Raw genomic sequence first — 12537 nt, 5'->3', positions numbered from 1 at the left:
AGAAGTAAAGGTGCCATACTTCAGTAGTACGCAACTCTACACTTCAATATTTCTTAAATTAGACCTATATTCGCTGAGGAGAAATTATAAGAAGCGCCTCCGCTATTGCGAATGTCATTTCCTTCCCCTGATACATTTAATAATTATGACAAGCAATAATAGGAGGTTTACTATATGAGTGAAGAATATAGTATTTTACATGGAACTGCTCTAGAACCAAATTTAATCGGTCCCACACTACCATCAATTCCACCATTTACATTACCCACCGGACCTACTGGAATCACAGGTCCTACCGGTGCGACAGGTTTTACCGGAATTGGAATAACTGGTCCTACTGGGGGTACAGGTCCTACCGGAATCGGAATAACTGGTCCTACTGGGGGTACAGGTCCTACCGGAATCGGAATAACTGGTCCTACTGGGGGTACAGGTCCTACCGGAATCGGAATAACTGGTCCTACTGGGGTTACAGGTTCTACCGGAATCGGAATAACTGGTCCTACTGGCGCAACCGGTTTAGGGATTCTTCCCATATTTGGAACAATAACTTCTGAAGTAGGAATCGGTTTTTCAGCAGTAGTTAATACAAATATTAATTTTACCATTCCAGGACCTGCTAGTGGAACTACCCTAAATCCATTAAATAATTCTATTACAATTGATACCACTGGCGTGTACTCTGTATCCTTTTCAATTGTATTTGTAATACAAGCTATATCGTCTAGTATATTAAATCTTACAATAAACGATTCCATTCAATTCGCAATTGAAACGCGAGTTGGTGGTGCTTCTGGGGTGAGAGCTACATCCGCCAGAACTGATTTACTACCTTTAAATCAAGGGGATGTTCTTCGAGTACGAATAAGAGAAGCCACGGGTGACATTATATATTCCAATGCCTCTCTTGTTGTTATAAAGGTCGACTAACTCTTTTATTACAATAAAGATTCAGGAAAAATAAAGTGAAACTTTAATAAGCCCTCACCAATCGGACTGACCACAAATAGCGGGATAAATATGCACAATATAAAAAGAAGAGGTAGACTTATATTTCAGTCTACCTCTTCTTTTTCATCACCAAATTACTGCTGAACATATATGGAAACTGATCCTCCACTTACTTGGAATTGTCCCCAACCATCCTTATTAATTGTTACAGTATTTGTTTGATTACCCGTAATATCGTACCATACTTCCCCTGCGTTATTCTTCCCAACATCCATCCACTTTGACCCTCCTGGTCCATCAGAGATTAATGTGGCTAAACCAGAATTAGCATGTACACTATCACCTTCTCTTGTCCAGCCAATTACATCTGGATGATCAAAATAATCCCGCTGCGTACCATATGCAAAGTTTTTTCGTGCCGTCAAAATCGGATCAATTTTGTCCTTTAACGCTGGAATTTCATAGTTACTATTTCCTTTTGTACCATAGTAATCACCATAGAAAACAGAAGGATATCCCTCTGCACGCGTTAAAATAAATGCATATGCCAACGGTTTGAACCAAGGGCTCACTACAGATTCCAATGACTGACCAGGCTGTGAATCATGATTTTCAACTAGAGTAACCGCAAGTGTAGGATGATTCGCAACTACCGTTCCTTTTAAAATATTTCTCATATCATAATTCCCATTTCCTGTTGAAGCATAATGAAAATTATAATGCAGTGGTGCATCGAACACAGATTGATTATAATTGACTTTCGCTAAATAATTATTTAAAGTCTGGATATCATTTTGCCAATATTCAGCTACTGTAAACATTTCTTTCCCCGTTTGCTGTCTAACATGATTTACCCAATCGCGCAAATATTCATGGTCAATATGTTTAACAGCATCTAAACGAAACCCATCTAAATTTAATTCCTTCGCATACCACGTTCCCCATTTTTTCATTTCATTCGCAACATCTGGATGATCAAAATCAAGATCCGCGTACATCAAATAATCATAATTCCCTTTCTCGCTAGACACTTCCCAGTCCCACGCTTTACCTATGCCCCTAAATTTATAAATTCGGTTTAATTTCTTTCCTTCATCCCAATCTGTTCCGTCAAAATGATACCATTTCCATTTGAAATTAGAATAAGAATCTCCACGCCCTGGAAAGTTAAAGCCTGTCCACGCACTAATTTCATAATCACCTGATACTTCAACATTTCGATTGCTTGGGTCTACCTCAACTGCTGTGACAGTTTCTGTATAATCAGCCCCACCTTTATGATTCATAACTACATCACCGTATACATCGATGTTTTTCTTATGTAAAGCGTCAATTGCAGACTTCAATTGTGCTTTCGTCCCATATTTCGTCCGCACTGTTCCCTTTTGATTGAATTCCCCCAAATCATATAAATCATATGCTCCATATCCTACGTCATTTTGCGTAGTTCCTTTATATGCAGGTGGTATCCAAACAGATGTAATTCCTTTTTGCGCTAAATTTTCAGCATCAGTACGCAAACGATTCCAATGATCCCCATCATTCGGAGCATACCACTCAAAATACTGCATTAACGTTCCATTGTTAACTGTATCTGCATATGCTTTACTCCCCTCATATATACTAGGTAAAAACATAACAACTGACAATCCGACTATTGTTACTCTTTTAAACATCTGTACACCATCCCCTTCTAAGAAAGCGTTTGCATAGTTTATCAGAATTATTATAATATTCGTTCCACCGTTAGTAAAGTAGCAATCTCTCACTCTCCCACATTATTTTTAATCTCACTTCAAATATTCAACGTAGTTTTAATTTCACATCCTATTCAAGATTGTTTACAATTTACCTATAAAAACATAACGGAGGGATTTCTATGACAGACTTTCAAAAACAATTTTTCGCACGATTATATATAGAAGAAAAAGACACAGTTTCATTTGAAGATTTATCTAACATTATGTACGCAATGGCACAAACTGTTCCTTTTGAAAACTTAAATATTCTCGAAAAGAATTTTAAAGAAATATCAAAAGAAAATTTGAAAGAGAAAATTTTAGTAAATAACCGTGGCGGTCTTTGTTATGAACTCAATCCTACTATGTATTACTTCCTGAAAGATTCTGGATTCGATGTTCATCTCGTTTCAGGAACAGTTTATAACGCTACAAACTCCATATGGGCTGTTGATTCTGGCCATATTGCAACCGTTTTAACACATCATAATGAACTTTATTTAATTGAAGTAGGATTCGGATCATACTTACCTCTTGCCCCTGTCCCTTTCTCAGGTGAAGTCATTCACTCTGTTACAGGAGATTATCGTATTCGTAAAGAAATGACCGAAAAGGGAAACTACATTTTAGAGATGCGGAAAAACAATGAGTTCTTGGATCAATCTTCTGCTGATGATTGGACGTTAGGCTATGCATTTTATATAGAAGAAGTGGATGAAGAAAAAGCAAATACAGCACAAAAAATTATCGTTGAACATGAAGGATCACCCTTTAATAAAGTACCTCTTATTGTAAAACTAACTGAAGATGGGCATGCCTCTTTAACGAAAGATAGCCTTACAGTAGCGAAAAATGGTAAAAAAACGAAAGAAACCGTTACAGACATGCAATATACAAACCTTTTACATTCAAAATTCGGAATTACACTATAAGTATGTAAGCCTTGTTATTTTAGCAAGGCTTTTCAATTTTCAGCAGGGATTTTTTGCAATTTGTTGTATTTCATAGTTATATAGAAATATAACTACATGTTTAGAAAGGAAATGATTATGACAGAACTTAAAGATCGATTACAAGTAGCTGATATAGAAAAATGGGATTTAACAGACATTTACCATACAATTGAAGATTGGGAAAGTGATTTTCATAAAATTGAAGTATTAACGAAAGAATTACACGAGTTTAATGGCAATATTCACGATGGCAATAGTTTATTAGCTTATTTAACGAAGAGTGAAGAAATTTCTAGCATAATATCTTTAATGTTCGCTTATGCACGATTACAATCTGACCTTGATACACGCGATACTGACGCGCAATCTCTTGTCGATAAAGTATCACAATTACACGTAAAAGTAAGTGCAGCTAAATCTTTCTTTTCCCCCTTCTTACTTAGCATAGACGAAAGCACATTACATTCTTACATAGAAGAAACAGAAGGCTTACAATATTATAAAGAAGACTTATTTGAATTATATCGTTATAAAAAACACGTATTGAATAAGGACCAAGAAGCAATTTTATCACAGATGGGTGAAGCTCTTTCTTCTCCACAGCACACATTTGGTATGTTAAACAATGCAGATATATTATTTGGTGAAGTGACGACTGACGATGGAGAAAAAGTGAACTTAACACGCGGAATGTATGCAAAGTTAATAGAAGATACGAATCGTGAAAAGCGTAAAGAAGCTTATAAAGCATATTACAAACCATATGTTCAGTTAAAGAATTCCATCGCATCTACTTTATCCGCTGCTATTAAAAATAATGTTACCGTTTCGAAGCTAAGAAACTATCCATCAGCGCTAGAGAAATCATTATTTGGCGATATGGTTCCGAAAGAAGTATATGAAAACCTTATTGATACAACGAAAAAAAACATTCAAACATTACATACATACAATGAAATTCGAAAAAAAAAATTAAACGTAGATGAACTAAGACAATACGACTTAGGCGTCGATTTAGTAGAAGGTGCAAAACAAGACATCCCATATAGTGAAGCATTTGACATTATGATTGCATCACTAGCTCCTTTAGGAGAAGAATATATTGAAACATTAAAAAGTTTTAAAGATAAACGATATATAGACGTAAGGGAAACACCAGGAAAACGTTCTGGTGCTTATAACTTTGGTGTATATGGTGTTCACCCTTTCATTCTTTTAAATCATCACGATGATTTAAACAGCCTGTTCACTCTTACTCATGAATGCGGACACGGTATGCATACGCACTATTCACATGGATACCAACCAAGAATTTCTGCACATTATTCTATCTTTGTCGCAGAAGTCGCTTCAACAGTAAATGAAGTGTTATTAATTCACTATTTATTAAAAGAAGCAAAAGAAACGAACGTACGTAACCATTTAGTTAACCATTTTATTGAGAAATTTAAAGGCACTTTCTTTACACAAATCATGTTTGCAGAATTTGAAAAAATCACACATGAAATGGCTGAACAAGGTAAACCATTAAATGCACAAGTCTTCAGTGAAATTTATGAAAAGCTATTTAAAGAATATAACGGTGATTCACTTGTATTTGATGAAGAAGTAAAATACGGATGGGCTAGAATCCCTCATTTCTATCGCCCGTTTTACGTATACAAATATGCAACTGGATTCGCATCTGCCATTCAAATCGCTGATAAACTATTAAGCGGTGATCCGAATGCTCAGAAAAATTATATTGAATTCCTTAAAGGTGGAAGTTCAGACTACCCATTAAACTTATTGAAAAAAGCTGGCGTCGATTTAACAACGCCAGAACCGATTGAAAGTGCATTGAAACAATTCACTCAACTTGTTGAGGAGTTTTCAACATTATAAAAAGCATGCAGAGTATATGCTCTGCATGCTTTTTATTTGAATTATTTTATATGCTGCTGCGTCACACAGTGAATCATGCCACCGTATGCATACAATTCGTTAACATATATACCGACAATTCTTCTCCCTGGAAATTGACCTTCAATGATTTGAAACCCTAATTTATCATGTTCATCACCGTATATAGGTACCAATACGACTTCATTACCAATGTAAAAGTTCAAGTACGATCCTTTACAATCTGCTTCTTTTACCACTTGTCTTGTTACTGGTACTGGAATGAGCTGAAATGGCTTTCCATCTATATTTTTCGCTTGCCGCAATTCTTGATAATGCTTTTCGTATGCCTCCAAAAGGTATGGCTCTCCTTCATCGAAAGGATCATATTCATACAGTATCGTATTTTCATTTACAAACCGTGCCGCGCCATCAATATGATAATCCGTATCTTCATCATAATTATCTTCTCCGCGTATACCAGTTATCCATATAAAATTCGTTACTCCTAAATATTTCGTTAACTCCATTTCAATTTCTTTCTGACTTAGTGTGGGATTTCGATTTTCATTTATAATAGACGTTTTCGCCGCCATTAAGGTCCCGTTTCCGTTTATCTCAATTCCCCCGCCCTCTAGACAGACACTAGATTCAACTTTTGGAATGCGATACATTTCACTTATTTTATTCGGAATATTAGCGTCTTTTTCGTACGGATATTTATTTCCCCAACCATTAAATATCCAGTGCGTTAGGCAGCGATTCCCTTCCTTATCCGTTACAAAGATTGGTCCGTTATCTCTTATCCAAATATCATCAGTTTCTTGAATTAAGAAATCAATTTTATCCATATTTACATTAGCTTCCATTAACTTCGATTGGACATGTATTTTTTCTTCTTCATCACATACAACAATATAGACATTTTCTCCATAATGAAGCTCCTTTGCCATCGATGTCCAAATATCATCTAACTTAGCTCTGTAACCTTCACCTCTATGTGTTTTATCATGTGGCCATTGGAGCCATGTACCTTCATGCTTCTCCCATTCCGCAGGCATATAAAACAAACTATTTTCTATATTTCTCATACGTGTTCACCCCTTATATGAATGTACGTACAGTCTATACTTTGACATCGTGTTAAGGTCAACAGGAATATCTTCATTTACTTGTAGCAACTTTATAAGGTGACTCTTTATTTCGCCTTTTTATTATGATAAATTGCTTTCGTACATAGAATAAGGATTGACATAATGTTAATGTCAATCCTTATTCTCATTCTATTTTCGTAACTAAAAAACAAATTTGTGTCACATACTCTTCTGCTAAACAATCACATTCAGGTCCCTTTATATAAACCTCATATGGCGAATTAACTATTACATACCCATTTTTTTCAACCCATTCTTCTAACGCTATATAAGCGTAACCTATATAGTCGTAACTTCCATAATGCATAGTAGTAACGATTTGATGTGGACTTAGTTTTTTCATTTCATATTCTTGTACTACATCTTCATCATTCCCCTGCATAACCGGGATTCTTAATTCAATATCACTGTTACTTGGAATATATTCTTCATCATAAAAGACTGCAGATGGCGAACCGACTATTTGAAAGTTATTTTTTTGTACCTCTTCATATAAGTCATAAAAATAATCATCTATATCATCTATATCTATTTTTACTCTTTGAGTAATTATCGTTACTTCGTTCCTCATTCCCATTAATATATCGTAACTTCTATGGCGAGCAATATTTAGACTACTATTCACCATTACCATTTCATTCATTTCTGAAATAACCTGTAAATTTTGCTTCACTTCATGAGACAACTCGATAATTTGTGATTGTATATGTTGAACAAACGAATCTTGATCCGATGACTGCAAAACAATTTTAATTTTTGGAAGAGGAAATTTATACTCCCTTAGCTTTTTTATTTTCAATGCTACTTCCAGCTGCTCTTGTTCATAATACCTATACCCATTAACCGGATTCACATATGCCGGTTTTAATATCTCCTCTTTGTCATAATGTCTTAACATCCGCGTACTCATTTTACAAATCCGAGAAAACTCAGCGATGGTATACATATCAATACTCCTTGAATATATTTTCTTTTCATTACTTATTTATTAAAACCAATCAAAAATCTTCTTCATTGAAAAATCTTCATTCTGATTTTTCAATCTTCTCATTTTCGAAGGTAACAAATGGCTTGGACAATACCACGTTAAACAATTCATTGCGCCTCCCATTGTTGATATTTCTCCTACATGAATTTGAATAACTTGCTTCTCCGTATACTGTTGAATATATCGTAAAACTTCCTCATCTTTAGCTAGTCCAAACTTAGGAACATAAAGAGCATCACATGATTCTAACATATTTATATACAACCCTTTTGCTGATGCTATCTCTTGATCATATTGTCCTTTCTCTGTATATGATGAAGGAACAACTATAAATTCAGCTTCTGGCATTTGTTCTTGAATAATCTCTTGAACACTATATCTAAATTCATGATCCCCTAAAAAATCACTAATAAACATTGTATGTTCATCAATAAATTTAACCATTCCGTCTGCGTGTGCTAGTACATCCCCTTCTTCAGCAGGAATAATAATAACTCGGCTCACATCTAAATCCCATTCTAACTGCTCAATAATTTCCTCTTCTGTCCAATCATCGTTATCATCAAATATACGTTCTGTTAATATTACGGTATCTTTTTTATTCCAAATAAGATTACCACCATCTAATATTAATGGGGATTTCACATATTCAAAGTCATTCTTTTTCAACCATTTATTAAACTGTTGATCTAAATATCGCCCCTGATCATCTGGCAAATAATTGGGTCTATATTTAAATTTAACTAGATGAGTTGTGACAACCGGTGCAACATCTCTTAGCCAAATATCATCATACTCAAAACAGCTCGTATGAAAGTCTTGTTCTTCAACAGATAAAGATATAAGTTGATCCGCAATTGATTTCTTTTCATTTAAACATTCATTAAAGTAAATCAAGTCTTCATAAAATGGTTGATAATATTCATTCGATTCGTCTGGTATTGCAGTAAAAATAATCCCATTATGTTTTTGTTCCATATTATTTACCTCGCTTTTTAATAGTAGTTACATAACTGATTTCACAAAGCCAACTATTCCTCAATTCATTTCTCTTTTCATTACAACTCATGAACCGCGTATATTTCATGAATGGATTATAGCATGGAGAAATATTATATATTTATATAAAAAATATAAAGCTGACGTTAAGCCTTAAATTGACTCTTGACAAGTTTTTTAAATACCATATTTTAAAACAACAATAAATGATTAAATGATTTTTTTATCAAGATTCAAACCCATTACTTCTAATAGATCGTTTTGATTATATAAATTCACTAAATGCGCTTCTACTCCTATACAAATTCCTTCTAGCGGAAGATCATTTGGATCCTGACCAAAGGGATCTTCAATTTCAACCCCTATTGCTTCAATACCTATGAATGCAAAACTTATAAATGTAAACTATTTTGATTATTGTAATGAACCATATTTACAAAAACCTCTTTCTCTATTAACCTTTTATTCTTTTAAATCACGAAAGTATACAATTAAATAATAGAATCATAAGCCCTATCATTATGAGGCTGGTTAAGATTATTTCTTTCAATACCGTTACTCCTTTTTTGCAAAAAGATAAAATATCTTATTTAATTCAACAACAAATGTTCACTATTCTAAATCCCGACGCATCATTTTAGAATTCGCAATGAACAACGCACTAATTAATACAAAGATTGCACAGGCATATAACAATAAATCTAACGGACTATCGTGATCTATAATGATGAGACGCACAATAGCTGTTATACCTATATATATAAAATATCGTAATGGAAAATGAAAATTCATTTGAAAATACTTTATAATCATTACGATGAATTCAAAGTACAAAAAGAATACGACGATACTATCAATTAAATGATAACTAGATTCATTACTATCCAATTTCAGTTCTTGTATAAACTGAATGACTTCTTTCATAAGAAACACACTTAGAACAACCCCTAAGCAAATTAAAGCTACATTTAAAATGTACTGTAAAACGATAGGAAAATACGAAAACACTATTTTAAAATTCTTTAACACAAACATTTTTCTCCTTTACCATATAAAACGAAAAGCGAACATACACTACAATTCAATTATCATCATATTTAAATTTTATTTTTACAAATAATAAGGAATGACAAAATAGGTAAAGATAAGATTTCACCTATTTTGTCTATATAGCAGCACAACGAAATTACAATTAATTACTTCAATGCAATTGGTTGTTGTTGTGTCACACAATGTATCATACCGCCGTTTTTATACAACTCCCTCACATCAATACCGACTACTTTACGATCTGGGTATAACTTCTGAATCGTATAGTTTGCGATTTTATCATTTGGATCATTATAATTAGGCACTAATACAACTGTATTCCCAATATAATAATTGATATACGATCCCTTATAATCGAGAGTTTTTCCATTCTCTAAAGCAACCTTTTCTTTACTAAGCGGCAAGTATTCATACTTATATTTCTGTCCTGAAGCATTTTTGGCATCTAACAATGTATCCATATCTTTATTGGATAAACCCCATTCAGCTAGGTCATCTTCTTTCATCGTTACAATGGTAGATTTATTATGGAATTTAGCAAATCCATCAATATGAAAGTCCGTAATATCTAAATTAGGTACTCCGTCTAACCAAATAAAGTTTGATACCCCAAGATCACTTATATATTTTTCAATTTCCTTTTCTGATAAATCAGGATTTCTATTTTTATTCGTTACCGCACTTCGAGTTAATAACGCAGTCCCATTGCTGTCTAATTCAATTGCGCCGCCTTCAAGGACAAATTTCCCCCAATCAATTCTTTCAATTCCTGATTGTTTACTCACATTCTTACGTATTTGAGCATCATTTTTATAAGGTGTTTTCTTCCCCCAACCATTAAATGCTGGATCTAATATTTTGAGATTTTTATTGCTGTCATAAACAAAAATTGGTCCACTGTCCCTTGCCCATACATCATCAGTAGGCGAGATAAAGAAATCAATCTTCTCCATATTTAACCCTTCATCTGTTAAAAGGTTATTGATTCTTTCTTTTTCTTCCTGGTCATATGCAACAATGTGGACTTTCTCACCCTCAGTTAAAGCACTTGCCATCTTAACCCAAATAGGTTCAACTTCCTGCTTATACTCTTCACCATATGTGTATTCATGTGGCCATTGTAGCCATGTACCTTCATGTTTATCTTTTTCATCTGGCATCGTATATTTCCCAGCATTTTTCTGTACCTCTACTTTTTCTCCTTCTTTCCCTTTAACATTTTCATTGTTACCCTCAAAAGAGCATCCACTAATAATCGTTGTAGATAATGTAGCTATTAAACAAAACTTTATTGCTTTTTTCATTTTTTCAACCTCCTGTTCTTGTCTCCAATACTGTAAAGCTTCACATAGTGTGAAGCTCAAGCTTTTTTATCAATGTAAAAATTACCAATTGTTCTTTGCATTACTTAGCATTTAACGACCTATTTAGATTTATTCAAATGCCAATCACCTTTTTCACCTATTTATCCCGCTATTTGTGGGCAGTAAGACCCCCACCTCAAAATTCAGCGAAAGCAAAGAAGTTAGGTGGGGCCCTGCTGATTAAAGTTTCACTTTATTCAGTAAGTAAAACTTTACAAAATAAAAAAATCGGTATTGATAATTACATATCAATACCGATTTTTTTATAATTACTTTCCTTCTATTAAATCATTCGCCATTTTCCTAAATTCTTGATTAAATGCATCATTCATACCATTTTGGACGTTAGAAAATAATATGACAAACGTTCGTTTATCCCAGTTAAAATTATTAAAAGTGTTCCAGCCAGCTAATACACCGTGGTTATGATAATAATCTGGGTAAATATAGAAACTAAATCCATATTTTCTTGCAGGTGATGCAGAAAACATATCTGATATACTCTGTTTAGAAAGTAGTTTACCATCCATAATAGCTTCATCTAACTTTTTCATATCTTCAACAGTCGTATACATTTCACCACAGCCATACAACCAGTTCATTTTTAAGCGAGGCGTGGCTATTAACTTATTATCTTTTTTCGTATACCCTTCTGCTAAGAAAATATCTTCTGGGAGTGTTGCGCCCATTCCAGATTCATGCATTCCAACAGGAGTCAAAATATTTTCTTTCACATATTCAGCAAGTGGTTTATTCGATATTTTTTCTACAATATATGCAAGCACCATATAATTATAATCTGTATATTTCCAGCCTGTCCCTGCTGGAAATTGTAACGTTTGTGCCCCAATCCACGTTACTAATTTTAACCGTGATGCTGCGTCAACACTACCTTGTCCCTGTTCTGGTAATCCAGACGTATGTGTTAACAAGTTTCGTAACGTAATATTTTTATCTGCTGGAAACGATGGGATATATTTATTTACATTGTCTTCAATGTTCAACTTCCCTTTTTCTTTTAGTTGCATAATAGATATTGCAACTACTGTTTTCGTAATAGACCCAATGCGATATTTCGTTCTTGGCGTTGTTAATACTTGATCTTTCACATTCGCATAACCGTAGCCTTTTCGTAAAATGACATGATCTTTACTTGCTACAAGAACACTCCCATTAAATCCTTTATCTTTTAAGTACTGATCTAGTTTTCCAGCTGCAATTTCATAACGCTTTTTCTCATTCGCATCAACTTCCTGCTTAACATCTTTTTGCTTACTATTTACATTAGAAAATGCCTTTGTATCATATTTTTTTCCTTTATTTGCATGTATTAGTGTAACAACACTTCCACAAAAAACAGCAAAAATAAAGAAAACGATTAACCATTTCTTTAACATACTAGGAACCCTCTTTTATCTAGTTTCACTTAACGTACATCCATTCTATTTTATATCTTTT

The 12537-nt window shown here is 33.8% G+C and carries 10 protein-coding genes and 1 pseudogene; 3 read left to right on the top strand and 8 right to left on the bottom strand.

The annotated features are described in order from the left end of the window. The first annotated feature begins 174 nt into the window (after positions 1 to 174). Positions 175 to 930 carry an exosporium leader peptide-containing protein gene (locus ACO6VI_RS27735; RefSeq protein ID WP_422424655.1) on the top strand — a complete coding sequence of 252 codons (756 nt, stop codon included), beginning with the start codon at positions 175 to 177 and terminating at the stop codon, positions 928 to 930. Positions 931 to 1085: 155 nt separating this feature from the next. On the opposite strand, the gene amyS is transcribed toward ACO6VI_RS27735, so the two are convergent. Beyond that, positions 1086 to 2627, bottom strand: coding sequence for an alpha-amylase (gene amyS, locus ACO6VI_RS27730; RefSeq protein WP_063548192.1), 1542 nt, complete (start codon positions 2625 to 2627; stop codon positions 1086 to 1088). A gap of 203 nt (positions 2628 to 2830) precedes the next feature. Here amyS and ACO6VI_RS27725 point away from each other — a divergent pair, with 203 nt between their 5' ends. Together ACO6VI_RS27725 and pepF are read left to right on the top strand one after the other, a co-directional pair. Further along, positions 2831 to 3622: an arylamine N-acetyltransferase family protein gene (locus ACO6VI_RS27725; protein ID WP_063548194.1), complete on the top strand. Its 792-nt coding sequence runs from the start codon at positions 2831 to 2833 to the stop codon at positions 3620 to 3622. Positions 3623 to 3739: 117 nt separating this feature from the next. Further along, on the top strand, positions 3740 to 5527 hold the full coding sequence (pepF, locus tag ACO6VI_RS27720; RefSeq protein ID WP_422424653.1) for an oligoendopeptidase F: 1788 nt from the start codon (positions 3740 to 3742) through the stop codon (positions 5525 to 5527). A 41-nt stretch (positions 5528 to 5568) separates the two neighbouring features. Here pepF and ACO6VI_RS27715 read toward each other — a convergent pair whose 3' ends face one another. The 7 genes and pseudogenes from ACO6VI_RS27715 to ACO6VI_RS27685 all read right to left on the bottom strand — a co-directional run bounded on the left by ACO6VI_RS27715 (position 5569) and on the right by ACO6VI_RS27685 (position 12476). Further along, positions 5569 to 6615: an agmatine deiminase family protein gene (locus tag ACO6VI_RS27715; protein ID WP_023522628.1), complete on the bottom strand. Its 1047-nt coding sequence runs from the start codon at positions 6613 to 6615 to the stop codon at positions 5569 to 5571. 187 nt (positions 6616 to 6802) lie between these two features. Further along, positions 6803 to 7624, bottom strand: a complete 822-nt coding sequence (locus ACO6VI_RS27710; protein ID WP_000287980.1) for a MerR family transcriptional regulator — start codon at positions 7622 to 7624, stop codon at positions 6803 to 6805. A gap of 42 nt (positions 7625 to 7666) precedes the next feature. After that, a complete protein-coding gene (locus ACO6VI_RS27705) occupies positions 7667 to 8644 on the bottom strand; it encodes an agmatine deiminase family protein (protein ID WP_000435524.1) in 978 nt (325 codons plus the stop codon). A 231-nt stretch (positions 8645 to 8875) separates the two neighbouring features. Next, positions 8876 to 9067 (bottom strand): annotated as a pseudogene (locus ACO6VI_RS27700) (bestrophin family ion channel); the annotation flags it as partial. Between the two features lie 210 nt (positions 9068 to 9277). After that, the gene (gene psiE / locus ACO6VI_RS27695; RefSeq protein ID WP_000916573.1) at positions 9278 to 9694 is read right to left on the bottom strand and encodes a phosphate-starvation-inducible protein PsiE; all 417 of its coding nucleotides are present in this window, start codon (positions 9692 to 9694) and stop codon (positions 9278 to 9280) included. A gap of 167 nt (positions 9695 to 9861) precedes the next feature. Continuing rightward, positions 9862 to 11019, bottom strand: a complete 1158-nt coding sequence (locus ACO6VI_RS27690; RefSeq protein ID WP_063548202.1) for an agmatine deiminase family protein — start codon at positions 11017 to 11019, stop codon at positions 9862 to 9864. 329 nt (positions 11020 to 11348) lie between these two features. Further along, positions 11349 to 12476 carry a serine hydrolase domain-containing protein gene (locus ACO6VI_RS27685; protein WP_000915205.1) on the bottom strand — a complete coding sequence of 376 codons (1128 nt, stop codon included), beginning with the start codon at positions 12474 to 12476 and terminating at the stop codon, positions 11349 to 11351. Positions 12477 to 12537 lie beyond the last annotated feature (61 nt).

The sequence above is a fragment of the Bacillus sp. PSXD-155 genome (genome assembly GCF_049310765.1).
In the GTDB taxonomy this organism is placed as follows: Bacteria; Bacillota; Bacilli; order Bacillales; family Bacillaceae_G; genus Bacillus_A; species Bacillus_A cereus.
This window is presented reverse-complemented; position numbering and strand designations above follow the sequence as displayed.